18 protein-coding genes, 1 tRNA gene and 3 pseudogenes are annotated in these 26,622 nt (G+C 60.5%); 11 read left to right on the top strand and 11 right to left on the bottom strand.

All coding sequences use genetic code 11. The features are described 5' to 3' along the window. The 4 genes and pseudogenes from QN224_RS32240 to QN224_RS32225 all read right to left on the bottom strand — a co-directional run. A pseudogene (locus QN224_RS32240) lies at positions 1-2,007 on the bottom strand (translocation/assembly module TamB); the annotation flags it as partial. 92 nt (positions 2,008-2,099) lie between these two features. Next, positions 2,100-4,013, bottom strand: a complete 1,914-nt coding sequence (locus tag QN224_RS32235; RefSeq protein ID WP_283979981.1) for an autotransporter assembly complex family protein — start codon at positions 4,011-4,013, stop codon at positions 2,100-2,102. A gap of 229 nt (positions 4,014-4,242) precedes the next feature. Beyond that, on the bottom strand, positions 4,243-5,442 hold the full coding sequence (locus QN224_RS32230) for an NAD-dependent formate dehydrogenase (protein ID WP_283979980.1): 1,200 nt from the start codon (positions 5,440-5,442) through the stop codon (positions 4,243-4,245). Between the two features lie 415 nt (positions 5,443-5,857). Beyond that, on the bottom strand, positions 5,858-6,109 hold the full coding sequence (locus QN224_RS32225) for a glycine zipper domain-containing protein (RefSeq protein WP_153440661.1): 252 nt from the start codon (positions 6,107-6,109) through the stop codon (positions 5,858-5,860). 427 nt (positions 6,110-6,536) lie between these two features. Here QN224_RS32225 and QN224_RS32220 point away from each other — a divergent pair, with 427 nt between their 5' ends. The 4 genes from QN224_RS32220 to hemA all read left to right on the top strand — a co-directional run bounded on the left by QN224_RS32220 (position 6,537) and on the right by hemA (position 11,698). After that, the gene (locus QN224_RS32220; protein ID WP_173508883.1) at positions 6,537-7,025 is read left to right on the top strand and encodes a (2Fe-2S)-binding protein; all 489 of its coding nucleotides are present in this window, start codon (positions 6,537-6,539) and stop codon (positions 7,023-7,025) included. 86 nt (positions 7,026-7,111) lie between these two features. Next, positions 7,112-9,460: a xanthine dehydrogenase family protein molybdopterin-binding subunit gene (locus QN224_RS32215; protein WP_283979979.1), complete on the top strand. Its 2,349-nt coding sequence runs from the start codon at positions 7,112-7,114 to the stop codon at positions 9,458-9,460. A 14-nt stretch (positions 9,461-9,474) separates the two neighbouring features. Then, positions 9,475-10,272, top strand: coding sequence for a xanthine dehydrogenase family protein subunit M (locus QN224_RS32210; protein ID WP_283979978.1), 798 nt, complete (start codon positions 9,475-9,477; stop codon positions 10,270-10,272). 211 nt (positions 10,273-10,483) lie between these two features. Then, positions 10,484-11,698 (top strand): 5-aminolevulinate synthase, encoded by a 1,215-nt coding sequence (hemA, locus tag QN224_RS32205; RefSeq protein ID WP_283979977.1) that lies wholly within the window; start codon positions 10,484-10,486, stop codon positions 11,696-11,698. Between the two features lie 48 nt (positions 11,699-11,746). Here hemA and dxr read toward each other — a convergent pair whose 3' ends face one another. Then, a complete protein-coding gene (gene dxr / locus QN224_RS32200) occupies positions 11,747-12,922 on the bottom strand; it encodes a 1-deoxy-D-xylulose-5-phosphate reductoisomerase (RefSeq protein WP_283979976.1) in 1,176 nt (391 codons plus the stop codon). 158 nt (positions 12,923-13,080) lie between these two features. On the opposite strand from dxr, the gene QN224_RS32195 reads away from it, so the two are divergent. Beyond that, the gene (locus QN224_RS32195) at positions 13,081-13,806 is read left to right on the top strand and encodes an META domain-containing protein (protein WP_283979975.1); all 726 of its coding nucleotides are present in this window, start codon (positions 13,081-13,083) and stop codon (positions 13,804-13,806) included. Here QN224_RS32195 and QN224_RS32190 read toward each other — a convergent pair. Continuing rightward, a tRNA-Arg gene (locus tag QN224_RS32190) sits at positions 13,807-13,917 on the bottom strand. It abuts the gene before it with no gap. 266 nt (positions 13,918-14,183) lie between these two features. After that, a complete protein-coding gene (locus QN224_RS32185) occupies positions 14,184-14,459 on the bottom strand; it encodes a helix-turn-helix transcriptional regulator (RefSeq protein ID WP_283979974.1) in 276 nt (91 codons plus the stop codon). 238 nt (positions 14,460-14,697) lie between these two features. On the opposite strand from QN224_RS32185, the gene QN224_RS32180 reads away from it, so the two are divergent. The 6 genes and pseudogenes from QN224_RS32180 (at position 14,698) to QN224_RS32155 (ending at position 20,433) form a co-directional block, all read left to right on the top strand. Beyond that, positions 14,698-14,997: a DUF6634 family protein gene (locus QN224_RS32180; RefSeq protein WP_283979973.1), complete on the top strand. Its 300-nt coding sequence runs from the start codon at positions 14,698-14,700 to the stop codon at positions 14,995-14,997. A gap of 528 nt (positions 14,998-15,525) precedes the next feature. Continuing rightward, entirely contained in the window at positions 15,526-17,064 is a 1,539-nt protein-coding gene (locus QN224_RS33990; protein ID WP_283979972.1) for an AAA family ATPase, read from the top strand. Positions 17,065-17,221: 157 nt separating this feature from the next. Further along, positions 17,222-17,398, top strand: coding sequence for a hypothetical protein (locus tag QN224_RS32170; RefSeq protein ID WP_283979971.1), 177 nt, complete (start codon positions 17,222-17,224; stop codon positions 17,396-17,398). 262 nt (positions 17,399-17,660) lie between these two features. Next, positions 17,661-17,750: pseudogene (locus QN224_RS32165) on the top strand (DUF3606 domain-containing protein); the annotation flags it as partial. Positions 17,751-17,849: 99 nt separating this feature from the next. Continuing rightward, a pseudogene (ligD, locus tag QN224_RS32160) lies at positions 17,850-18,823 on the top strand (non-homologous end-joining DNA ligase). A gap of 272 nt (positions 18,824-19,095) precedes the next feature. Further along, positions 19,096-20,433, top strand: coding sequence for a PIN domain-containing protein (locus QN224_RS32155; RefSeq protein WP_283979970.1), 1,338 nt, complete (start codon positions 19,096-19,098; stop codon positions 20,431-20,433). Between the two features lie 424 nt (positions 20,434-20,857). Here the strand turns inward: QN224_RS32155 and QN224_RS32150 are convergent, their stop codons facing one another. The 4 genes from QN224_RS32150 to QN224_RS32135 form a co-directional block, all read right to left on the bottom strand. Then, on the bottom strand, positions 20,858-21,913 hold the full coding sequence (locus QN224_RS32150) for a hypothetical protein (protein WP_283979969.1): 1,056 nt from the start codon (positions 21,911-21,913) through the stop codon (positions 20,858-20,860). A gap of 501 nt (positions 21,914-22,414) precedes the next feature. Beyond that, entirely contained in the window at positions 22,415-23,791 is a 1,377-nt protein-coding gene (locus QN224_RS32145) for a hypothetical protein (protein WP_283979968.1), read from the bottom strand. Positions 23,792-24,148: 357 nt separating this feature from the next. Then, positions 24,149-25,816 carry a RecQ family ATP-dependent DNA helicase gene (locus QN224_RS32140; protein ID WP_283979982.1) on the bottom strand — a complete coding sequence of 556 codons (1,668 nt, stop codon included), beginning with the start codon at positions 25,814-25,816 and terminating at the stop codon, positions 24,149-24,151. A 164-nt stretch (positions 25,817-25,980) separates the two neighbouring features. Next, on the bottom strand, positions 25,981-26,622 hold a 642-nt coding region (locus QN224_RS32135; protein ID WP_283979967.1), incomplete at its 5' end, for an SH3 domain-containing protein.

Here is a 26,622-nt window from a genome sequence, read left to right as displayed (position 1 = left end):
CTTGAAGTCGGGCGTCAGGTCGAGCGCACCGGTCAGCCGGTTGTCGCCGACCTTCGCCTCCAGCGTCGGGATCGAGGTGCGGCCGTTCTCGGAAACGACATCGGCCCGGATGTCGATCGCCTGGCCGCCGAGCGCGCCGGTCGCGGTCAGCTTCGCCTGCGGGCTGCCGGGTTTCGCCGTCGCATCGGCATTGATCGCCAGGTCCGTCAGCGTGCGGCCGGCAAGCGTCGCGCCGCTGGAGGTCATCTGCGCCTTCACGCCAAGTTCGCTGAGCGGACCGGAGATCGCGGCACGGAACGCCGCCGCGCCTCTGGCGTCGGCGAGCAGCCTGCCGATATCGGGAAGGTTTCCTTCAATATCAGCGGTCAAGGTACCGTCGGTGAGCGTGGCGGTGCCCGAGGCATCCAGTATTCCGGATTTGACGTCAATGCCGCTCAGCCTGACGCTGCCGTCTTCGCCGGTCGCGACGTTTCCTGTTGCCGCGATCGTGTTTTCGAACTTTGCGGCGATACCGGGCGGCAGAACACCAGGCATCGCGAACAGCTTGAACGCCGCCTCGACCGTGGTATCGGCGCGGTTCAGGCTGCCGGTGACGCTGCCGCCGACACTGGCGCTTTCGATCGTCAGCGGATCGAAGCGGATGTTCTCCGGCCCGACGACGATCGTTCCGTCGAGTTTCATGGGCGCTTTGATCGCCCGGTCGAGATCAGCGCTTGCAAAACGGCTCTCTCTGACCTCGACCGTCGTCTTCAGCGGTCCGGATTGTGTTTCCAGATTGAAGGCGTCGCTTTGCGCGGATAGCCGAACCGCCGCAAGGTTCATCTCCGGAAGCGAGACGGAAGGGAGATCGGCGGCGATGTCGAGGATCGCCGATTGTCCGTCGCCGATCAGGGACAGATTGGCGGTGTCGATCAGCGCGCGCAGCTCGCCTTCCCTCAGCGGCCAACGAAAGTCGATGGCGCCACTGGTGCCCGCAAGGCTTGCCTGAAGATTGTTCTCGCCCTTGCTGTTGACCGTACCGGATGCGTCGAGCGTCAATGCGCCGGTCGAAACCTTGCCGGCCTCGATCTGCACCATGCTCGATCCGTCGAAGAGGGCCGTGACGTCGATATTCGTCGTTCCCTCGAACAACGGCTTGAAGCCCGCCGGCACGAGCGACACCAGGGCGCCGCCGCCGGTGACGGTCAGCCGATGCATGCCGTCACCGGCCTGCACATGGCGTCCATCGAGCCGGAGGACCTCGTTGCCGCCGAGCGAAGCGGTGCCTGATCCGGCCCAATCCGAAAGCGGACCCTCGCCGGTCAAGGCGATGTCGACGGCAGGCTCGCCCGGGATGCGGAGCAGCTTGGCGAGAAGCCCTCCCTTCGGTTCGGTCACCTTCGCTTCCAGTTTCAATTGATTGCCGGCCGGATCGAAGACGACATCCGCGACGGCGCGCGCGTCCGGGCGGTCGCGCTCAGCGGCATCGAGGGCAAGAGCAATGCTCGAATTCGTGGCGTTGACCCTGCCGCGCGCGGTCAGGAACTGATCTTCGCCGGCGATCGCCTTGCCGATCATGATCTCCTTGAGATCGAAGGCGTCGATCTTGACGTCGACGGGCAGCGCGAAAGTCTCCCGTACTTCCTTGGTTTCGGCAGAGGGAATGGGCGTGCGTTCGACGCGGATGGAGCCCGCGGAAATCTGGCTCGCGTCGAACCTCATCGACAGGAGTTCGGCCGGCGACCAGTTCACCGAAAGGTCCCGGACTTCCGCATAGATCCCCTCTCCGTCGAAGAGGGTGACCGTGCCGGCGGTGAAATGCCCGGTGAGCAGGGCGCCCGGATCCGAGATGCGGACGATCTGGTCGGGGGTTGCGGCGTATTTTTCGATTGCCCAGGCGACGAGCCGCGCGCCGGGCGTCGTGAAGCCGACAAAGACGGCGAGCAGGAGGAGCAGGACCACAAGAGTTCCGAGGCCGGCAAAGAAATAGCGCAGCCCAGATCGAAGGAAGCGGATGACCTGATTCATATCCTACCCATAGACCAAGTTACGCCGTTTCGGAATCGGCAGGGAACCTGCGGAAATTATCTGCCTGAACTATCAACAAAATCAGGCGCAATTCAGAAGGACTGTCCGATGCCGGCATAGATGCCGTAGTCTGTCCCGCCGGGGTATTTGTTGAGCGGGACCGCAAAATCCAACCGGATCGGTCCGAACGGAGTGGCATAGCGCAGACCGATGCCGGCGCCGGCGCGAATGTCGGAGAAATCGGGCGTCGTGTTTTCCGAAACGGTGCCGGCATCGAGGAAGGGAACGATGCCGATCGTGTCGGTAATCGCGATGCGCGCTTCCAGTGAGCCGCTGACATAGGAGCGGCCGCCGGTGAGATCGTTGTCCTCGTCGCGAGGACTGATCTCCTGAAAAGCATAGCCGCGCACCGAGCCGCCGCCGCCGAGGAAGAAGCGCCGGGGCGCGGGTATGTCGACAAGTTCGTCGCCGCCGACGAGCATGCCGGCGCCAAGCTTGCCGGCAAGTACGAAACGCTCCTCCTCGCCCAGCGCGTAATAGCCGGAGGCGGAGGCCTCGAACGAGGTGAAGAAGGTCTGTCCTTCGATCTCGTAGCTCGGTTTGGCATTGATCAGCGCCCGGTAGCCCTCGGTCGCGTTCAGCTTGTCGTCGCGGGTATCGCGGACATATTCGAGCGGGATGCTGGCGGTGAGATAGGAATTCTCTCCGAAGGCGTCGTCGACGTCGGCCCAGCTCAATTCAGCGCCGCCAGAGAATGTATCCTGTGGCGAAAGCTCGAAGGTCGCGCCGGCTGCCGCGGTGATCATCTTCGCGCTGTAGGCGTCCGGATCGACGATGCTGGCTTTGACGCTCGCGGTGAAAGTCGACGCCGGCCCGAACGCGCCGGGCTTCGCGAACAGGATGCCGGCGGAATAGTCAAGGCCGCCGACGTCCGTGGTCTCGCCGATGCGGTCGACCGAGCCTTCTATTCGCAAGGATTCTGCGCGGCCGAAAAGGTTGCGGTGGCCCCAGTAGCCCTCTACGCCGACACCGTCGGTGGTCGAGACCTGGGCGCCGAAGCCGAAGTAGCGGTGCTTGCCCTCCGAGACCTCGATGTTCATCGGGATCTTGCCGTCCGGCGTGAGCGCGTCGGCTTCCTTGATGGTGACGCTCGAGAAAACGTTCAACTGACGCAGGCGCTCGGCGGCCTTGCGGATATTTTCCGGCGAATAGGGGCGGCCGTCGTTGAGGCGGGAGTAATCCCTGACGAAAACCGGATCGACGGTTTTCGTGCCGGTCACCGTGAGCTGTCCAACCGGAGCGACGGGTCCGCCGGCGGCACTGATCGTCACGTCGACGGTGGATGTGGCATGGTCCGCGACGACACTGCGTTCCGTCAGCTTCGCCAGGGGGCGGCTTTGTTCCTTCAGATCGTTCACGATCTGCTCGCCCGCTTTGATTATCAGCGTGGAGTCGGCGCGGGCGCCGCGCTTCAGATCATAAGCGGCCGGATCGAACGCTGCGGCATCGCCTTCGAACCTCACCGAACCCAGCGTGAACACCGGCCCGGGCGTGACGCTGACCGAAACCGGCACAGGCCTCCCGTCCGGAAAGGACGGATCGGGCGGCAGACTGTCGATATCCTGACCGTTGATCAGAACGCTGACTGTTCCGCCGTAGCGTGCTTTCTCATAGAGGCCCGCGAGAATGCGGTCCCGGTCGTCGCGCGCCTTGATTGCAAGCCCGAGATCGCCCGATACCGGTTCTTCCCGGTCCTGGAAAAGCATCGAACTGTTCTCGAGCGCCTCCCGGAGCTCCTTGTCGTCAGTGCCGGGCTCGAAGGTCAGGGCGTAGTTGACCGGGTCGATGACCTGAACTTCTTCTTCCTCGCTTTCGAAGAAGCGCATGCCGAACAGCTCGAACGCCCGGGCCTGATCGAGGGAAAGCGGGCCGAGCAGTGCCGAAGCCACAACTGCGAGCGCGGTTGCTGCCTTCCAGTGCACAATGCTCGACCGTGATGGAGACATCCCTCTCCGCATCCCGTTTCAGGCGACTCTCAACAAACTGCCTGCATATGCGGCAACCGCCACTATTGCATGGCAAAGTTTTCCATCTGTTAACGATCACGGCGTGCCGCATCCACCCCCGAAGCTCTGATTCGGGTCGGATTTTTGCAAAAAGGACTCATTATGTTGTCCTTCAGGCACAAAAGTCGCCATATGGCTGTGCGGCCGTCTTCGCAATCGCCCGGCGGGTTCAGCTCTTGAAACGAGCCGCCTCCTCGGAGCCGCGCGTGGCATCTCCCGCGCTGTAGGAATGCGCGCCGGCGCCGGCGAGTTTGCCGCTGGCAACGATCAGATATTCCTCGCGGATCGGCTTGCCTTCGAACCAGCACTCCAGAATCTCTCGCGTGCCGGCGGCATAGCGCGCCTGTGCGGAGAGCGACGAACCCGAAATATGAGGCGTCATGCCGTGATGGGGCATCGACCGCCACGGGTGGTCCTTGGGCGCCGGCTGCGGGAACCACACATCACCGGCATAGCCGGCGAGCTGGCCGCTTGCGAGCGCCCGCGCGACCGCATCGCGATTGCAGATCTTGCCGCGCGCCGTGTTCACCAGATAGGCACCGCGCTTCATGCTGGCGATCATCGCCTCGTCGAAGAGATTTTCCGTCTCCGGGTGAAGGGGCGCGTTGATGGTGACCACATCGCAGATAGGCACCATCTCCGCCGCGGTCTGGTGGAACCTGGCGCCGAGCTCCTTCTCGACCGAGTCCGGGAGCCGGTGCCGGTCGGTGTAGTGCAGCCTGACGTCGAACGGCTTCAGCCGGCGCAGCACCGCGGTGCCGATCCGCCCGGCGCCGACCGTGCCGATCTCCATGCCCTCGATGTCGTAGGAGCGCGCGACGCAATCGGCGATGTTCCAGCCGCCCTTCATGACCCACTGGTAGGAGGGGATATAGTTCCGCGCAAGGCTGAGGATCATCATCACCACGTGCTCGGACACACTGATCGAGTTGCAGTAGGTCACTTCGGCGACGGTGATGCCGTGGTCCATCGCGGCCTGCAGGTCGACATGGTCGGAGCCGATGCCGGCGGTGATCGCGAGCTTCAGCTTGCTCGCCTTGCCAATCCTCTCGGCGGTCAAATAGGCCGGCCAGAAAGGTTGCGAGATCACGATATCGGCATCGACGAGCTCCCGTTCGAAAACGCTGTCGGGACCGTCCTTGTCCGAGGTGACGACGAGGCTATGCCCCTGACTTTCGAGAAATTTCCTCAAGCCGAGTTCACCGGAGACGCTGCCCAGCAGTACACCCGGCTGAAAATCGATGGCCTTCGGAGTGGGAAGCGTCTGGCCGCCGGGGTAGCGCTCCAGTTTCGGCAGGCCATCCCGCGCATAGGCGGTCGGATATCCATCAACCGGATCGTCATAGAGGACGCAAACGACCTTTGCCATTTCCATCTCCCTTCAGTGAAACGAAGAGGAAGGCCGCGAGTCTTCAAGACTGCCGGTCAATGCGGACGAACATCAGGGCGATATGCTCTGTTGAATCTGTGGCCAGCAGGGTTGCTCCTGGCTCTCCCACGTTCGTAGAGTTGCTACTATTCCCAAGAAGGTGGAGGAGCCGGAGGCCGTTTCAAGTGGGCGGCCTTGCGCCTGCATGGTTCGCTACAGCGCCGTGCGTCTCTTCAGACGCACAAAGGTTGCCGTAAGAGTTTGAAATTCAGCATGTTTCCTTAAATCGGCCCCGACTTAAGGAAACATGCGGAAGCGTAGCTGGGGCCATTCCCCGCATCGGCACCCGCCCCGACAACACAAGAAAAAGCCCCGGATCGCTCCGGGGCCGTTGGCTTGCGGATTGCTGCGGCGATCAGCAACGGTCGATGTAACGGCGGCCGTAGCGGTCGCGGTAGTAGCACTGACCTGGCTGCTCGCTGACATGGCCGATCAACGCGCCGGATACACCGCCAATGGCCGCGCCGACCGCAGCGCCGCGTACGTTACCGGTGATCGCGCCACCGATGATCGCGCCCGATGCAGCACCGATGCCGGCGCCCTTTTCCGTCTGCGTGCAGCTTGCGACCGACAAGGCGACCAGCACAAGGGCTATGGCTTTTTTCATGTTGTCCTCTCCGATCTCTACGGATTTCAGCCTGTCGCTTCGTCCGTCCCTGGTTGGATGGCAGGTCGACCGAAACGTCGCCTTCCACTTGAACTTGCAATTCGGAAAATAACCCGCCGCCAGCGAATGTCTACTGGACCCCGGCGAATCTTCCGTCGCAAGATAATGCGATCCTTCCTGAACGGAACATGAAGGCGCTGTTCCCGACGTCACAGCCGCTGCGGAATTTTTTTGTCGTGCGCAGACCGAAACGGTTGCGACATTCCAAAAAAAAACAAATGATACAAAGCGCCGCGTCGGTCCGGGAGGAGCGGGCCACGGGCAGTGGGCATTGATATCAGTTGGCGCGTACTTCAGTCGCGTGAACGCATCTCACCCGAGTTGAAGCCGCGCTCGAGTTGGCACTGACCGACCCCGGAGGAGCGAAATGGCGAAAATAACGATGACGGTCAATGGCCGCCAGGTCAGCGGCACATGTGATGACCGCACGCTGCTGGTGCACTTTATCCGCGAAAATCTCGGACTAACCGGCACACATGTCGGCTGCGACACGTCGCAGTGCGGCGCCTGCGTCATCCATATGGACGGGCTGTCGGTCAAAAGCTGTTCCATCCTTGCGGTGCAGGCGGCAGGCTCGTCGATCACGACCATCGAAGGCTTGGCCAAAGACGGTGAACTTCATCCGGTCCAGGCAGCGTTCAAGGCGCATCACGGGCTGCAGTGCGGTTTCTGCACGCCCGGCATGGTGATGACGGCTGTCGACATGATCGCCCGGCACGGCAGCGGCCTCGACGAGGCGACGGTGCGCTCCGAGCTCGAGGGCAATATCTGTCGCTGCACCGGCTATCACAACATCGTCAAGGCGATCCTCGCCGCCGCGGCCGAAATGGGCGGCGCTCGCCAGGCGGCCGAATGATGCGCTTTCACGGGGGGCGAAGGAAAATCGTCCGCTACGGATTTCGTCGCAGCACTTTCACTGAATATCTCGGGAGGAGATAGGCAATGGGCGTTGAAGGAATTGGCGCGCGGGTGGCGCGCAAGGAAGACAAGCGCTTCCTGACCGGCAAGGGCCGCTACACGGACGATATGAGCGTGCCGGGCATGAAGTACGCGATCTTCGTGCGCAGCCCGCATGCGCATGCGAAGATCAGGAGCATCGATGCCACGGCGGCAAAAGAGATGCCCGGCGTGATCGACGTGCTCGACGGCAGGCAGCTCACGGCAGACGGGATCGGCAACCTGATCTGCGGCTGGATGATTCACTCGAAGGATGGCTCGCCGATGAAGATGGGCGCATGGCGGCCGCTCGCCGACCAGACGGTGCGCTATGTCGGTGATGCGGTGGCGGTAGTCGTCGCCGACAGCGTCGACGAAGCGCGCGATGCCGCCGAGGCGGTGGCCGTCGACTACGAGCTGCTGCCGGTGGTCACCGACCCGGTCAAGGCGATGGCCGACGGCCAGCCGCAGCTTCATCCGGAAGCTTCGAACAATCTGATCTTCGACTGGCAACTCGGCGATGCGGCGGCAACGGACGCGGCGATTGCGGCGGCGGCGCATGTGACGGAGGTAAAAATCTTCAACAACCGCCTGTCACCGAATCCGATGGAGCCGCGCGCGGCCCTCGGCATCTATGACTCGGGCGACGATCACTATACCTGCTACACGACCAGCCAGAACCCGCATCTGGCGCGACTGGTGATGAGCGCCTTCTACAATGTCGCGCCTGAGAACAAGTTGAGAGTGATCGCGCCCGATGTCGGCGGCGGCTTCGGCTCGAAGATCTATATCTATCCGGAGGAGATCGTCTGTCTCTGGGCCTCGAAGCGGACCGGCGTGCCGGTGAAATGGACGTGCGACCGCACCGAGGCCTTCCTGACCGACGCCCACGGCCGCGATCACATATCGACGGTGAAGATGGCGTTTGACAGTTCCAACCGGATCACCGCGCTGAAGGTCGACACGATCGCCAATCTCGGCGCCTACATGTCGCTCTTCTCCTCGTGCGTGCCGACCTATCTCTATGCGACGCTGCTCTCGGGGCAATACGATATCCCCGCGATTCACGCCAATGTCCGCACCGTCTATACCAACACGGCGCCGGTGGACGCCTATCGCGGCGCGGGGCGGCCGGAGGCCACCTACCTTCTGGAGCGGACGATGGAGACCGCGGCGCGGGAACTCGGCATCTCGCCCGCCGAGCTGCGGCGCATCAACTTCATCCGCACCTTCCCCCATCAGACACCGGTGATCATGAATTACGACGCCGGGGACTACGAGGCGTCGTTGAACGCCGCGATGGCCGCGGCCGACTGGAACGGCTTTGCCGCCCGAAAGGCGGAAGCGGAGCGGCGCGGCATGAAGCGCGGCATCGGCATGAGCTGCTACATCGAGGCCTGTGGGCTTGCGCCCTCTTCCGCCGTCGGCTCGCTCGGCGCGGGTGTCGGCCTTTGGGAATCGGCGGAGGTCAGGGTCAATGCGGTCGGTACGATCGAAGTGATGACCGGCTCGCACAGCCACGGCCAGGGACATGAGACGACCTTTGCCCAGCTCGTCGCAGACCGCTTCGGCGTGCCGATCGACAGCGTCAACATCGTCCATGGCGACACGGACAAGGTCCAGATGGGCATGGGAACCTATGGCTCCCGGTCGGGCGCCGTCGGCATGTCGGCGGTGGTCAAGGCCTTGGACAAGGTCGAGGCCAAGGCCAAGAAGATTGCCGCCCACCTGATGGAGGCGGACGAAAGCGACATCGTCATCGAAAACGGCGAGCTGAAGGTTGCCGGTACCGACAAGTCGGTTCCCTGGTTCCAGATGGCGCTCGCCGCCTACACCGCTCACAATCTGCCCTCCGGGATGGAGCCCGGCCTGAAGGAGGGCGCCTTCTACGATCCGTCGAATTTCACCTTTCCGGCCGGATGCTACATCTGCGAGGTGGAAGTCGATCCCGATACCGGCCGGACCGAGATCGTCCAGTTCGTGGCGGCGGACGATTTCGGCAACATCATCAACCCGATGATCGTCGAAGGCCAGGTGCATGGCGGGCTGGCGCAGGGTATCGGTCAGGCGCTGCTCGAAGGCGTTCATTACGACCCCGAAAGCGGCCAGCTGCTGACGGCGAGCTACATGGATTACGCCATGCCGCGCGCGGACGACCTGCCGTCCTTCAAGGTGTCGACCTCGAATACGCCCTGCCCGAACAACCCGCTCGGCGTCAAAGGGTGCGGGGAAGCGGGGGCGATCGGTTCGCCGCCGGCGCTGATCAATGCGATCACCGACGCGATCGGCAACAACACGCTCACCATGCCCGCGACGCCTGAGAAGGTCTGGGCGGCGGCACACGCCGCCAATTGATCGGAGGACGAGAGATGTATGAGACGAACTATCACAGAGCGTCCTCTGTTCAGGAGGCCGTGAAGCTGATCAGCGGGGCGGCTGAAGGCAAATATCTCGCCGGGGGCATGACGCTCATCGCCACGATGAAGCAGCGGCTTGCGGCGCCGAGTGATCTCGTGGACCTTCGGCACATCGCCGAAATGAAAGGGATCACCGTCAACGGCCGGTCCGTGCGGATCGGCGCGGCGACAACCCACCACGACGTCGCGTCGTCGGCCGAGCTCGAGGCGGTCTGTCCGGCGATCTGCGCGCTGGCCAGCCATATCGGCGACCCGCACGTCCGCCACATGGGGACGATCGGCGGCTCCATCGCCAACAATGATCCGGCAGCCGACTTTCCGGCGGCGATGCTGGCGCTCGATGCAACGATAGTCACCAACAGTCGCGAGATCGCGGCGGCGGACTTCTTCACCGGGCTCTTTGAAACGGCGTTGAACGATGACGAGATCATCACCGCCATCGCCTTCCAGGCGCCGGCGAAGGCGGCCTACCGGAAGTTTCCGAACCCGGCCTCGCGTTACGCCATGACCGGGGTCTTCGTCGCGCGCCGCGACAATGGCGATGTGCGCGTTGCCGTGACCGGGGCGGGTTCCAGCGGTGTCTTCCGCCATCAAGGCATGGAGTCGGCGCTTGCCGGCAACTGGTCGCCGGATGCGGTCGGCAATGTCTCCGTAGATGCATCGGATTTGATGACAGACCTTCATGCCAGCGCGGCCTATCGCGCCAACCTTATCAAGGTTATGACCAAGCGCGCCGTGGCCGCGGCTTGATGGGACTTAAGTATTGAAAAAGGGCGGCCTTGGCCGTCCTTTTTTGCAAAAGCTTGACTTCGATCAAAGTTGAGGGGATTGAGTTGCACTAGTCATTTTGGAATGGTTCAAAAGTAGAGGCCTTTTGCCGCAGGGGCAAAGCGGGGGCCTTTCCGGGGCTTGACCCCTGATCGCTTTGAATGAAGAAAGCGGCAGGGCACTGGAGATGATGATGGATTTCGAGAGTTTCTTCAAAAACGAGCTGGACGGGCTGCATCAGGAAGGCCGCTATCGGGTTTTCGCGGATCTCGCCCGCCATCGCGGTGACTTTCCGAGGGCGACGCGCCATACCGCCGATGGCACCCAGGAAGTGACCGTATGGTGCTCGAACGACTATCTCGGCATGGGCCAGTCTCCGGTCGTCACCGAAGCGATGAAGCGGGCCATCGACGAATGCGGCGCCGGCGCCGGCGGCACGCGCAACATCTCCGGCACCAATCACTACCATGTCCTGCTCGAGCGCGAGCTCGCCGATCTGCACGGCAAGGAATCCGCCCTCCTGTTCACCTCCGGCTATGTGTCGAACTGGGCCGCGCTTGGAACGCTCTGTTCCAAGATTCCCGGCATCATCGTCTTCTCGGACGCCGGGAATCACGCTTCGATGATCGAGGGGATTCGCCATTCGAAATGCGAACGCGTCATCTTCAAGCACAATTCGGTGGCCGATCTCGAAGCCAAGCTTGCGGCGGCCGATCCGCGTGCGCCCAAAATCATCGCCTTTGAATCCGTCTACTCGATGGATGGCGATATCGCGCCGATCAAGGAATTCTGCGATCTCGCCGACAAGTATGGCGCGATGACCTATCTCGACGAAGTGCACGCGGTCGGCATGTACGGCCCGCGCGGCGGCGGCATTGCCGAACGCGAGGGGCTGATGCACCGGCTGACGGTGATCGAGGGCACGCTCGGCAAGGCCTTCGGCGTCATGGGCGGCTACATCACCGGCTCGGCGGCACTTTGCGATTTCATCCGCTCGTTTGCGTCAGGCTTCATCTTCACGACGGCGTTGCCGCCGGCGCTTGCAGCCGGTGCGCTCGCCTCCATCCGGCATCTGAAGCAAAGCCAGGTCGAACGTTTCGCGCATCAGGAGCGCGTACGGCGGCTGCGCTCGCTGCTCGACCAGCGCGGCATCCCGCACATGGTCAATCCGAGCCATATCGTGCCGGTGATGGTGGGTGACGCCGCCAAGTGCAAGTGGATCTCCGACTTGCTGCTCGACAATTTCGGCGTCTACGTCCAGCCGATCAACTATCCGACGGTGCCGAAGAAGACCGAGCGTCTGCGCATCACGCCGACGCCGTTGCATTCGGATGCCGACATCGACCATCTGGTCGGCGCGCTGCATTCGCTCTGGTCGCGCTGTGCGCTGGCAAGGGCGGTGGCGTAAGCCTCTGCTTCCCGCAGTTGGCGCGGCAAATTCAGCCGAAACAGTGCGCTACTCGATCAGCCCGGCGGCCATCTGCCGGGCTTTTTCGTCCGCGGCGAAGACGTCGTCCATGCTCGATGCAGCCGGCAGGTCCGCGAGCTCGTCCATCACCTTTTCGACGATCTCGGCCATCGCCAAAAATCCGACCCGCCCCTTGATGAAGGCCTCGAGCGCAGTCTCCTTGGCGCCGTTCAGCACGGCACCCTGGACGCCGCCGGCTTCCATGGCGCGTCGCGCCAGGCGCAATGCGGGAAAGCGGATTTCGTCCGGCGCCTCGAAGTCGAGCCGCGAGAGTTTTGCGAAATCGAGCCGCTCGACCGGCAGATCGCATCGGCTCGGATAGGAGAGGGCATAGCCGATGGCGGTGCGCATGTCGGGGCAGCCGAGCTGCGCCAGTACCGATCCGTCGCTGTAGCCGACCATCGAATGGATCACCGACTGCGGATGCACGATGACCTCGATCTGCTTCGGTCGCAGCCCGAAGAGATGGCGCGCCTCGATCATTTCCAACGCCTTGTTGAACATCGAAGCGCTGTCGATCGAGATCTTCAGCCCCATCGACCAGTTCGGATGGGCGCGCGCTGTTTCGGCGGTCACGTGCCGCATCTCTTCAAGCGATTTGGTGCGGAACGGGCCACCGGAGGCCGTCAGGATGATCCGCTCGACGGCGTGGCGCTGATCGTTTTCCAGCACCTGGAAGATCGCATTGTGCTCGCTGTCGACGGGCAACAGCCGGCCGCCGCCCTTTGCGACCGCCTCGACGAAGAGGCTGCCTGCGGAGACGAGGCATTCCTTGTTGGCCAGCGCGATATCGGCGCCGCGCTTTGCCGCGGCGAGCGTCGGGGCAAGACCGGCGTTGCCGACGATTGCCGCCATCACCCACCCGGCATCGCGTTCGGCCGCCTCGATCAGGCCGCTGCGGCCTGCGGCAACCGCGATGCCGCTACCGGCAAGCGCCGATTTGAGGTCCTGATAAAGGTTGTCGTCGGCGGTTACCGCCAGTTCGGCGCCGAGCCGGCGCGCCTGTTCGGCAAGAAGCGGGATATTGCCGTTTCCGGTCAGCGCCGCGACCTCGAAACGATCTCGCCCGCCCAGCCGGTCGATGACGTCGAGCGTGTTCGTTCCGATCGACCCGGTGGAGCCCAATATCGTCAGACGGCGCTTCGTGCTGTCGCCGGATGCCATTGCCAAATCCCGTGTTCTTCTCATTTGTTCGTTAGGCTCTACAGCCGAAAGCCGCCGGCAACAAGGGCGACGGTCGCCAGTCTTCAATCTCAAGCGGCGCTCCGCTAAGAATTACCGATGGCAAGCGAAGACGCACGATCGGTGCGAAGGAGTTCCCGATGCTGAAGGCCCTGATCGCATTTTCCTGCGCTTGCGTGCTGATCGATCTTGCCTCGATGCAATCGGTCGCCGCCGAAAACGTGCCGAAGGAGCTTGTCGGCTCCTGGCTTGCCGAGGATATCGGCGGCGGAGGCGTGATCGATGACCTCCAGTCAGTGCTCGAGATCCGCGAAGACGGCACCTATGGCGGCATGGCCGGCTGCAACAGTTTTACTGGATCGTTCAGCATTTCGGACGCCAGCATCACATTTGGGCCCACCGCTGCGGCGCGCAAGATGTGCGCACCGGCAATCATGGACCAGGAGCAGAAGTTCTTCGACACATTGAGAAGCGAGCTGGCATGGAGAGTCGATGGAGCCAAGCTCACGCTGGCAAAAGCGGACGGTACGCCGGTCATGCGACTTGTCTCGACGGACTCACGCGCCGGAGGCGCGGAAGTGACGCTGCGCATTCCCGATGCGGGCGGAGTCGATCGGCAGACGGTCCGCTACAGTTGCGGCGGCGAGACGGTCGAAGCCGAATATATCAATGCCGGTCCCGTCTCGCTGGTCACCTTCTCGATCGGCGGCACCTACATCGTCGCTTCCGGTGTCATTTCCGGATCGGGCGCAAGATATGCGGGCGGCCGGTACATCTGGTGGACCGAGGGCGAGGAGGCGACGCTTTTTGACGTGACGAAGGGGGAGGAGGATCCGGGCGTCGTCTGTGAGAAGCTGGAAAAGTAATGGTGATCCCGGCGCGATTCGAACGCGCGACCCCCAGATTAGGAATCTGATGCTCATTTAAGGGTGGAGCAAATGTTACCATTCTTTACCGCTTCCAGCAGCTAGCGAGCTTTTCTTCCAATGCAAGCCCCTGTTCCCTTGCTCCGACGGTAGTCTGGCCGATCCGTGTAGTGCTCCATTACTCGGAGCGGATCGGCCAGACGGACTGTTTTGCTCCCATTCGGCTTTAGCTTTGAGATGTTGGAGTTTTGGAGGGAGATCTCGCACATCGCCGACTTCGCAGTTGTCGCCAGTGTGGACCCAACGAGCTAGACGTTCCCTGGGAGCGGAATGATTTCACTGTGAGCGTGTCGGACGGGCGCCCGCGCGGATCCCCGCTAGTGCGAAGCTTCCGCGTTTTTGTTCATTCGCTTACGCCGCTTCTCGTCATCGAACGATTCGAAAAGCGCGTGGTTAAAAACCCCCCAGCCCCGTCCAGCCTCGGGCTTTACGAATTCAATTCCTTGTTTCTCGAAGTGAGCAACTAGCTTCTCGACGCTTTCGAGGCCTAGCGAACCATGCTCGGCGTTGTAGATCGTTCGTACTCCAAGTCCGGATTCCTGGGCCAACTCGGCTTGCGTCTGGCCAAGCAGCAAACGAGCAGCAATCAGCATTCTCTTCGGCGGTCTCATAAGGATTCAATGTCATGCAACGCACCTCGGAGCAAATGGCCGCATAGAAGTGTTGACAACGTGCCGACTATCAGCATAGTTCTGCCGATTATCGGCGCACGTGTGCCGAAAAACAGCACGCATCTAAAACTGCCGGTGACGGTAGGTTTCTGATGCTAATCGCCGAATCAGCTCGGCTCATTCGCCAAGCTGCCCCCAGCTTTGAAAAGGAGATCGACCGTTGACTTGCACCTTTGCCGATGCCGATACACTCACAAGGCTCGCGGATGACATCCGAAAGGCCAGTTCCGAACGGTTCGGCCCCGCGATGCTGGCGAACGCACCGTTCCTCGATGAATACGGTCTGGTCCGGCAGCCCGCCCTGAGCTTGACTGGCATCGTCACCGGGCACCCCCGCATTTCGGACGGGCACCGCTGCCTTTCGACCCAGATCTTCTATCTCGATCTCGAACAGGGAGTGGCCCGGACGGTAAACCGCTGGTACCGCCTAGGACGGCCTCACGGCCTTGAAGGGCACTAAGATGCGTTCCCGGTTGCAGGAGTTGGAGTTCCGGAAGCTTGCCAAGTCCCCTGCCGTCATCTTGGCTTTGAAGAGCGCTCGGCCATTCGCCTCTGATGAGTGGCGAGCAAAAGCACAGGGGACTGACCATTTTCTTCACTCCCCCACGCTATCGAACAGACGAGTACAGAGACGCGGCCGAGTATCTCGACAGGATCGGCCGCGATACAGATTGGGTTCTCGCCGCGTATCCATGCCGTCGGGAGCGAGGCTGCGGACCATCGCAGACGACGAGGTTTTTAAGTGCACGAGGATATTTTCACCGCCGGGTTCCCGGGGAAAGAGATATCCGGCGACACCGGACTGACCGCGTTTGATCTGAACGGACAGCCCTCTTGTTGCGAGTGTTTCCGACATCGGCGACGTGCCTCCAGAGGGTGAGGCTATCTGTAAGCGCCGTTCTCGCGATCGGACGTCTCACCGCACGACATGTTGCAGCGCGGCGGCTGCTTCGCCGCAGTGCTCGACCAGGGTTCAAGGGGGTGTCCCGTGACAGATAATCCGCCATCACAAGACCGCCACTTTCAACGCCGGCAGAAGGCGGCAATTGCCGGATTGCATTTGCCGACCGCCGAGGAACTGCTCCGAGGGATGGGGTTCTTCCGTGAAGACTTGGCCGAAGACATCCGCGAATATTGCAGCCGGTTGTCGGGTCGAGTTAAAAAGCGCAAACGGACTGGACTCGCACTTTTCGCTACCAGCCTGGATGAGCTAACCGTGGATCCGAGTGAGGACGGCGTGCTTGCAGTGGAGGCTGCTCTCGATCTCATCGATGATACCCAAGGATTGCCGGTCGATGAGTGCCGCCTGCGGTGCAGATTCTACCGGGCGTTCTTTGGGGACGGCCAAGCGATGGCTCTGATCGCCGGTGAGATCGCCCATCTCGCTTCTGGGGATCTACCTCGTGCGGAGAGCCGCTCCCTGCTTTGGCGTTCGCTCAGTTGGGCGGCGCAATCGCGTGTACTCGACCGGCGCCGACGAGCAGGCGTCTCTGTTCAGAGGTCTGCAGAGTGGTTCGAGCCGGAAGTCCGGACCTACGAATTCCACTTCAGAAATGCGATCACGTCATCAATGGTCGATGAGCCGGAACCCAAGGATTCACCATCTGCTGGCCTTGCGGTAGCAACCTGGGAAGAAGAGCCATCAGAACACGAAACGCCACCGACCGACGGAGTGGTCGTTATCAGCGGCATCGGTAATGACACGACGGCCGACGGGAAGCGAGTGGCGAAGGAATTCGCGAAGTTCAAACAGCGTCCGCTGCCACTGCCCGGCATGCCTGAGTTGACTGTAGTTCGTGCGCGACTGATCGCGGAATTTCCCTATGCGCTGGCGATTGTTGACAAGGTGCTCGAAGGTCTCAGCGGCCGGCCAAATGTCCACCTGCGGCCGATCATCCTGCTCGGGGCACCCGGAAGTGGCAAGACGCAGTTCGCCAGGCGATTGACCGAGGAACTCGGCACGCCCTGTGTGCTCATCTCTTGTGGAGGCTTGAGCGATAGCGCCATCGGCGGAACCGCCCGGAGATGGTCGTCGGGCGAACCGAGCCTTGCGGTCATGGTCGTGCGTCAACACGAATGCGCCGGACCAGTCGTCATTCTCGACGAGATCGAGAAGATCGGCACCAGCCGCCACAATGGCAACGTGCACGACGTGTTGATCGGACTGTTCGAACCGCAGACATCAAGTCGCTGGCATGATCCCTATCTTCAAGCGCACTGCGATCTGTCGCACGTGTCTTGGCTGATGACGGCGAACTCGGTGGAGCCGATTCCGGCGGCTTTGCGGGACAGGTGTCGAATCCTGCGTTTTCCCTCCCCGGGAGCCGATCAATTGCCGTTACTCGCCACGCGTATCTTGGAGCGGCTGTATATCGAGGCGGGTTACGATCCGCGCTGGGCCACGCCGATTGAAGGATTCGAACTGGATGCCTTGGCGAGCGTCTGGACAGGAGGTTCGATCCGCACGTTGGAGCGTCTCGTCGAGGGATTGCGGGAGGCACGCGAGCGTGGAAGGCGACGACAATGAGCTTCCGGATGGCCGCATAGGCTGACCCGCAGTTCATGTCAGAACCGCCCATATTCTCGTTGCGGATGCCCAAGCAGGTCGGCCGCCCGCCGCTGACGGCTGGCCACTCGATAGCGACTGTTTGAAATGGAGACTGGCATGCCACAAGGTGAACGATGTGGGCAAAACTGGTGACGTTAGCCTGGTCCGGGAAGCGGTGGCCGACAACGAAACGTTTGGCGAAGCGATGGCAAACGTAGGATTCGTCCCGGCCAATGTTGGGCGCAAGATTGTGTCCCAAGGGAAACGTAAGGAAAAGCTGAAGAAGAGGTTATCCACCGACCCGAACAAGTAGGTTCTGGAGTTCTTTTTTAGTTCAACTCATCGGGTGCAGATCTACGAAAGAAAGAACCTTGTTGTATTCGTAGCCGCTGGGACACACGCAGAACTCTTTGAATGAAGCATTCGCTCGGACGGCTCCCACGCGTCCTACCTCGCTATGCTCCAATCTTCTGCCCGACGTCGGCTGTGTCGCAGCCACCAGCCGACCTATCAGCGCTATCTATGCCAATCCGATCTATTCGATGCTGAAAATTGTGTTTTGATTCAGTCATGCCGCAAAGGTGACGCGGCAGAAAGCGTTGGAGGCGATTCGGGAGGCAGGACCGAGCCGCGAAAAGGTGATGGAGTTTCTCAGAAAGAAATAGCGGGTATTGCCGCTAGCCCAAACGTGCCGCTGCGGTCCTGTTCCCCTTACTCCTGAAAGAGAATGCAGCGATTTCGCGGAGCTGTGCGTTAATGGGCGCATGGCAAGAGCATCATCGAGGAAACCACCGGCGATGCCGCCGGATCAACCCATGCCGGCGCGGATCGATCCTTGCCTCGCGACGCTCGTTGACAGCCCGCCTGCAGGCACCGGTTGGTCGTTCGAAGTGAAATGGGACGGGTACCGCCTTGCCGTCCATATCGAGCCCGGCGGCGTAGGATCCTCACGCGCGGCGGCTATGATTGGACAGATCGCTTCCCCGCGATCGTGACTGAGGCGCGACAGCTCGGGCCGAAGACTGCCATTATCGACGGTGAGGCGGTCGTTCTTAACGAACAGGGCCGTTCCGACTTCGGCATGTTGCAGCGGGCGCTGGGTCGCCTACCGGCTTTGCATGGGCCTGGAGAAATCATCCTCTTCGCCTTCGATGTCCTCTACCTCGACGGCCGCGATCTCCGCCGACTGCCCCAGCGCGAGCGCCGGCGGCTACTGGAGCTGATCGTCACTGGGCGAGAAGGGGCTATTCGTCTCTCCGAGGAGGTGCAGGGCGAAGGGGCGGAATTCTATCGCGTTGCCTGCGAGCACGGCCTCGAAGGCATCATCGCCAAGCGTCGGAAGAGCCCCTATCGCTCTGGTCGGCGGCCGGAATGGCTCAAGGTCACCTGCAGGCGCCGTGATAGCTTTGTAATTGTCGGGTTCGAGCCATCAACAATTCCCGCGGCAATTGGTCGGCTACTCTTGGCGGCGCGGAAGGACGCCGAACTTGTTTATGTCGGCGGCTGTGGGACAGGATGGACCCGACACGAATCGGTCAAGCTGCGCGAACTCCTAGAGGAGATTGAGACGAAATCGCCGTCAGTGAGCCTGCAGCGGAAAGGCGCAGTCTTCACAGAACCGGTTCTGGTAGCGGAGGTCGAGTATCGAGCCTGGACCGACGAGGGAAAGCTGCGGCATCCGTCGTTCAAAGGAATCAGGGAACGGGCTGATGATGCGACGATCTGCGAGCTTAAATAGCTCGGTGGCGTGCTACGCCATCCAGCGGTTCATGTGCCCTAACACGCCCATCGACAGCGAGCTTCCGCTTCCCTCCTTGGGAGGTTTTTCAACGCGGGCCGACGCAGGCCCAGCCGTGACCGTCACACCACGGCCCGCATCGAAAAACCTTCACCAAAGTGGACATAGAGGTGATCGGAGATGACGGGAAGAACAAACGAGTATACATCGTTCCGAATCGTGTTGATCGAGCCGTACGCAGGCTCGCGCTGCACATCGGCCTGGAGGATGTATTGGACGAGAAAGAATTGCCGCTCGAGAAGCAGAAACCAGAGGTCCTGCCTGCAAACGTAAGCTCAAAAGTCAGTGAAGCAAGGCGAAAAAATTCCGACCCTAAGCTCCCAGCCGGAGTTGATCATTTCCTGCTGGAGAGAGTGTACAGAGAAGCTCACCTAGTCTTCCAGCCGACGGCTGACCTCAACCCCAAGGCGGACACAGTCGTAGTGGCTCTCGACACCAACGCGCTGCTGCTTCCTTACCTTCTGGGAAAAGGTGACCTGTCGGCCCTAGCCGACGTTTATGCCCAATTTGCCCGCGAAGCGAGGCTTTTTCTGCCGGAGCGAGTCGCACGGGAATTCATTAAGAACCGTGACCGAAAACTGGCCGACATGGCGCAAGCCATCGACGACCGCGTTTCGAAGATGAGCAGCTCGGGTGCTAAAGTAACGCCGTTGCTCCTAGAGGGTTTTCCCGAACGCGAGGCGCTTGCGACAGCAGGCGAAGAACTCGATGCGGCGACAAAGAAGTACCTCGCGAACTTGCGTAAGCTATCGTCCCATATAAAGAGTTGGCGTGGGAATGACCCGGTCACAAATTTATATGCGGGTCTGTTTACTAAGGAACGGATGATCGCCCCCAGCGAGCCACCGGATAAGGTCCTTGAAGAACTCGAATACGGACTGAGGAACAAGGTACCACCTGGCTACAAGGATAGCAGCAAGGATGATCAAGGCATTGGGGACGTAATTATATGGATGTCGCTACTTCACTTAGGGAGAACGACGAAAAAGGATCTGATCTTCGTTACAGGAGAGCAGAAGGCTGACTGGTTCGTGCGTTCTGGGAATCATTCGGTTTACCCCAGGCCGGAATTAGTGGAAGCGTACCGAGGTGCATCGGGCGGAAGGTCCTTGCGGCTGTCGAGCCTGCATGATCTGTTACGGGAAATGTCCGCGCCGGGTGCTCTGGTCTCCGAAGTTGAGGTTGCCGAGGTTAGCGCAAACAATGCGATTCAGGCTGCTACGTCCGCGAGCACGGGCGGATTCGCCAGCTTGATATATTCAGCGCCACGTGACTTTGAGATCCGCCAAAATGGCGACAGAACAGACGGCTTCATCAAAAACGACGAAGTTAATTTAGACTTAGACGCAGCGGACCTCGCACTGCATTTGCATGCGTTGAACGAAGAGTTACGTCATTTACGGCACCAGATAACCCGCCTCACTGGTGATGATTTGAATACTAGCTTGTCGTTGCCCTGGAACAGGGCGGCATACGGTCTGAGGAACCACGAAAGTGCATTGGTCCGAAGGATTTCGCTAATCGAGCAGCGACTCCGTGATTTACAATGACCAGAGACGTAACGAGGCTCACTTATAGCCGGTCGGTAAAGTGGGACCGCGGTCGCGTCCGGTTCGGCTCGAAGTCGGCATGGCGTCAGAGAGTGCGAATGGCCATGAGTCGACGCGGTCACTCAGATAAGTCCGCGCTCTATGGCGGATATTCCATCCTTGACGCCCACAACAGACCGTCCCAAAAGCGGCCCCTGATCGGTTACTTATCCAAGACGACGTGTACATCCGCTTTTGGCCGTGGCGACGGAACTCCGGCGAATACGATGTGCGCTTTAAGGTCGGCTCGACGGCAGCGTCTATGACCGGCTTGGGGCATATGGTTGTCCGTCGGGAACCGACCTCAACTCAGCGGTTCAACGGCCACTGGCAGTTCCCGAAAAGCCGATGCTCGGGCACCTGCAACAACTGCGTGAAATTCATCCTATTTCACGCAATTGTTGGCGGCAAAGAGCAGAACTTTGCGGCTTTCTTCCAGAAGGGTCCACGCAATCATCGGCGTGTATGGCTTGCGGAGGAGTACGCCGAACTGAAGCTTTTTGGCTCGCTTCAGCAAGGGAATGATCATCTCTTTGGGCACCTCGATAAAAAGCTCCGTCATCAGATCGTCCTTCTGATAGATCGCCGGCGAATCCACGACCCATTCCCTGGTGACGTCAGTGAGGATGGAGGCAGCAAGGACGGCGTCCTTGACGTCTTTTTCGGCCCCAGTGATTTCCATTGCGAGAAACATCCGGCCCGGCCGTTGTTCGAGGCAAAACAGGTTGATCTGCATCTCGCGTTCGAAATCGGTCGATGTTCTGACGAAGGCGTCGAAGCCATTCTCGCGGAAACCGATTCTCCACTTGGCTTGAGCTGGAGGAAACTCGCCAAGGAGCGCCTTGAGCGCCCTTGGTTCACTTTTCTCAAAGCCGCTCATATTCTCGCCAGGATATTTCGTCAGACCCCATCCTTCGGCGTCCGCTCGGGAAAACCAGAGAATGTCATCAGGGGGTACGTAGGTCAGGAAAGCGGCGATAGCCCCATGGGAAACGTTATGCCCAACCGCGTGACTTGCAATGATTTCGTTGCATTCATCGTTACGCTGTCCGTTCAACGAACAGGAATGCTGGCCCAGCGCTGCTCCTTCTTCCATCGTCCGATATTTGCCGGCTAAAAAAACGATGGATCCGCATGCGGAGGCGCATTTTGCCTCCTTTGCGATGATGGTGTGGACCGGGCTAGAATCGAAGACTTTTGAGATTCTGAGCGCTTCTTCGACTGACCCTCCTGGGCCTTCCAGCATAACAATTGGAGTGCCATAAGGCATCATCTCAGCCCCAGAAAGTAGACCTGCGACCTTTGCCGAGTCTCCGAATTCTATACGGCCTCTGATCGACAAGACCTTGTGACCGCGCCAGTCAATAAGGGTGACATCCGCTGCAACCGCTTGCGCTGCAAAGGAGAGAAGAAGGCCGAATGCCCAAAGTAGCGATTTCACAAATAATCCCCAGCCAGGCCCGGCGCAATAATTCTATGATTCCGGCCATTCGCGATAGGGAAAAAATGCAAATCCCCTCAAGAGTCAGGGAGACTTGTTTGGTGGCTAGTCGCTGAGGTCGTCAGATTCGGAAATAGTGACAGTGGGCGCAACTTGCAGTCATCATCGAGGCTCAGGAGAAGATACCGAGATCGGCTCCTGTAGACTTCCTCATACCTCATTGCGTGACGGACTTTTGCGTCATCAAAGGTTTGCGCCTCGCGTCAGCTTTCAAGCGAAGGCCAGCATAAACCAGCCAGTCCGGAATCACCAGGAGCTAGACATTCAGGTCGCATAAGCCAAACGGCGGCTTCGAGGAAATCTCAGAGCCCGTCTAAACGACGGAAATGGGCGCGCATGGCGGTCGTCCGTGACAGCCGCAGCGGACGACCGTCTTTCACCCCTTCGGCGACGCCTGGGATGGCCAAATTGCATCCGCCACGCTTGAATCCTATCTGGCGGCTACTCGCGCCTGTTCAAGGCCTCGCGCTCGAATTGCAAGCTGATCGATTCCTGCAGTTTGCCAATCATGCCATCCTTTCGAAATCGAGTACCAGTTACGACGAAGGTCACATACTTGTCGCTGGCGTAAAGAGTGATTCCCGTTACGGAAAGGCGTATAGGTCGGCCGCGATTTTCGCTTGTCACGATGTCACCCGGCTCGATCCCAAGGACCGCCTGCGCCAACATGGAGCGTTCGATCTCGAGCTCTCCTTCCCAGCGCTCCAATTCCCCTTCGATCAGTCGCCACGCTTCACGCGCTGCTGAAAATGGCCGCATTTCCCCGAACCATAGCCGGTCCGCAATTGCCAGCATTTCGTTGGGAACTTCACGTTCGATCGCGTATGCGGCGTTGAGCATCATCTCGTTCACCCGCTCCGCCTCGATCAAGGCAACAAGGCGCTCGCGGTACGGCGCTACTGACGCCCTCGTGATGGTCGGTGAAATCGACACCTCACGCTCAGGCATATGATCAATCGGCATGATTTCCTTCAGCCCCAGTCTGCCGGTCATATAGCGCTCCGGCGGATCTTCGTCTCGCCAGGCCTTACGGGTGTATTCCACCCACAGCTCGGTTGCCGAAATGCACAGAGTGCTGTCCAGGAACAGACGCGACTCGGGGGTGAAGACATGGCGAACAGACCAGGCGTGATCGGTCGCCATGAGCGGCATGACCACATGCTGGAGCTTGTGGTCGCGGACGAAGCGGACAAGAGCCGCGATCCGCTCCTGGAGGTTTGAAGTCAGGCGTACGAAGACGACGGGACCGTCTGAAGTGGACCAGCTTTTTTTGTATGCGTTTTCAAACACCAGTAGCTGTGGCCGGGCCAGCGGCAGCAACCTTTCAACGAGACCTGCTAAGCTGCTCTGTGCCGGGTGCGCCCAGGTCGCGGCGACCTTGCCTTCCTTGATCCACTCATGCCCACGGTTTTGAATGGCCAGCAGGATCTGCACGGTGACGTCGGGATTTACCTCGGCGAGTCGGCCTCCTCGGAGCTCGGTCCCACGCACATCGACGCCGCGACCTTGCAAGTCGGAGAGCGCCGCTCGAAAGAACTGTTGCTGTAGTTTCGACAGTGATTCCGCTGATCTGGTCCGCGCCAATTCCCGGCGGCTACGTTCTATTTCCTCACGGAAAGCGCCCAGGGGCGGACGACGTGGGATTTCACCTGCCTCCACTTTCGCCCAGTATCCGCGCGGTGGCTTCGGAACCTGCAGCCGGGCACAAAGCTTACCGACAGCAACATCCGATACGCCAAGGTCTTTGGCCACCTGTTGGGTCGGCTTCTCCCAAACCAAAGCAAACAATTCCTCGCGGGACAGGTCGCGTCGCGCCATGCGATCTCCTTCTTTGAGGGCCAAGATAGTTACGATCTCCTCCGCCGGCGATTCACTTGCCTTGCACGTGGGTGTGAACCGACACGCGGATGTCGATCTGGGGTCAAAGTTCAGTGCTGCTCAAGGACGCAGGGAAACTGTACACCACCCGGCCGCCCTCCGGACCATTTAACCCCCTGGCATCTCCACGCGCCGTAGGAGCCGCGAAAAGCTCAACTCAGCACCCGCTCATAGGAGTCCTTCCGGCTGCGGAGTGCGCTCGCCAGATTGAGGACCGAGGTGCGGACGCTCTGCGGGGATTATCTTAACGAACGCAAGACAATGTTTAAGGATATACGATCGAACGATCGACAATGATCATCGGTGAGCTCGCCTGGCGAAAACGGACGCCACATGGTTCGGCAAAGAATCGTGACGGGGATCGAGACCCGCGCACCGGTCGCAGCAGTATCTGAAGCGCTGGGGCTTTGTTTCATTGCTGAAAACCCAGTTCAAGATCGCCCGCCCTAGTCCTTGGCGGACAGTCATCTTCGGGCCTTCGAAATATTCGACAATTCCTTTTCGAAAGCAATTCTTCAAGCCGAGCAGGCCGGTGAGGTCATCGATCTGAGAGAATCGCTGCAGCAGCATCCCTCGCGCAGTGATCTCGTCCAAGCCCGAACCGTTAACGGTTTTTTCCGCCATAAACCGAAGAAGTCCGATGTCCCGGCCGGCACCGCGGCTGGCCTCGGTGAACGTAACGGCGACGGACTGCCTGCCGTCGCGACCAGCTCGGCCGAATTCCTGTAGATAGTCCTCCACCGATGCGGGCTGCTGCCAATGGATCACCAAACGGACGTCCGGCACATCCAGCCCCATTCCGAATGCGTTCGTGCAGATGATGTGGTTGACGAGCGGACGGCTCTCTCCTTGAAACCGCTTCAGCAGTTCCTGCCGTTGCCACTCGGTTCCGAGTTTCGAATGATAGAAGGGAACATCGAGGCCATTGTTACGGAGGTCGCTCTGCAATTCCTGGCCGATTCGTGCCGTTGGCACGAAGATCATCGCCTTGCGGCTCGCAAGCATTGGGAGCCGCAGCAGCTTGGCGATCTCATGGTGACGAGTTGCGGGTGCCGCGCTCCATCTGATCAACCCGATGTTGGGACGGTCCACGCCGCGGACGAACACTGTCGCGTCCTCGATTCCGAGGGACGAAAGGATTCGCTTCTGCATCGCCTGCCCAGCAGTGGCGGTGAAGGCAAGGATCGGTGGCGAACCGAGTCCTGTGCGGACCTCACTTAGGCGTCCGTATTCGGGCCGGAAGTCACGGCCCCATTGATCGACGCAGTGGGCTTCATCGATGACGAGGTATTCGGGTCGACTGCGCGAGAGTGCGTCTCGCTCCTTCTGTCGTCTTACGAAAAAGCGCTCGGGAGCGACGTAAAGGAACTTCACAGCGTTCCTGGCAATCAAGGAATAGCGGATCTCCTTTTCATCGGGACCGAGCGCGCTATTGATGAAGGTGGCCGGTATCTTCTTTCGCAAGAGCCCGGACACCTGATCGCCCATAAGGGTCTTCAGCGGGCTGACGATGATCGTAATCCCATGGCGAAGCAGGGCAGGGAGCTGGAAGCACAGCGACTTCCCGGATCCCGTGGGACTGACCACCAGGATCGATTTCCCGGAGAGCGCCGCAAGGATGATCGGAAGCTGCCCTCCTCGAAAATGGGACGTGCCGAACAGTCGGAGGACCGGGCCGAAGTTCATGTCGGCTTCGAGTGCCCGTGCTTCGCTGTCGAGCCAGCGGGCTAGGCGCATCGCCCAGCGCTCGATCATCCGGCGTGCCAGGCCGCCCGCGAGGTTCGGGTGATGTGCAGCGTGGCAGCCGTCGCAGAGGGTGACAAGGTTTGAGAGCTCGTCGGAGCCGCCCATGGATCTCGGAAGAAGATGATGGACGTCGGCGTCGCGCGATTTCAGGCTCGTAGAGCACGACACGCACCGGTAGCCGTCTCGCTCAAGAACCAGTCGGCGCGTTTCTTCCCACATACTCACAATGCCGAACTCTTCATGCGGATATCTTTGCCAGCACGAACATGCCGGAAACTCGCTGACAAAACGTGACTACGGTCGTGATCGGGACGAGGAAATTGCACTTCTCAAAGCGAGTAATATCCGCGGCGGGCATCCACCTTATCTGGAATGTCCATGGGTCACTCACAGCACACCTTCCGAACATAGGTGTTGCCGTAGGTGACGAACGCATCCTCGGGGACGGCGCCACGTGCCTTCAGCATCTTCATCATATCTGCGGCAGTCTCGAGGCTATATGTGTCCTTAAGCGTGATGGCGAACCAGCCGTTCGAGACCAGATAGGCCGCAAGAGGAAGCGACGAGGCGCGAACAAAAGCCTCCGCGTCCGCGTAATTGTCGGAGCTCCGGATTTGGACGTGCCTGTCTTCGAACGCACCTCCGTCGTACTCCCTGACCGAAACTTGGGTTTCGTGCAGAAAGCCGTTGGTTCCGGCCTGTCTGACTTCAAACCACCTGTCTACGCTGGCCAGAATATCGACGGGCGCGCCGTTCTTAAGGGTCGCTACGGTATTTGACTTGTTGTCTGGCCTCGACCTCAGGGCAGCTCGACCCTTCGGGTGCCGTACCAAGCCCGACCGCGCTTCCGGTATGACGAAACGCCCGCTCGCCTGCATGGGGCTGCTCGACAATGGTGTCGTGGGCGGTAGCTGAGTGACGACGGGCTGTTGATTTGCACTGAGAAGTGATCCGGCATTGCGGGATATTTTCATCGAGAATTGACCCATGTTTTGAACCTTGCTCCGCGTGTTTTCAGCGGGAGC

Source organism: Sinorhizobium sp. 7-81 (assembly GCF_030124405.1).
In the GTDB taxonomy this organism is placed as follows: domain Bacteria; phylum Pseudomonadota; class Alphaproteobacteria; order Rhizobiales; family Rhizobiaceae; genus Sinorhizobium; species Sinorhizobium psoraleae.
Note: the sequence above shows the minus strand (reverse complement) of the source record. Positions and strands in the feature narration are given on the sequence as shown.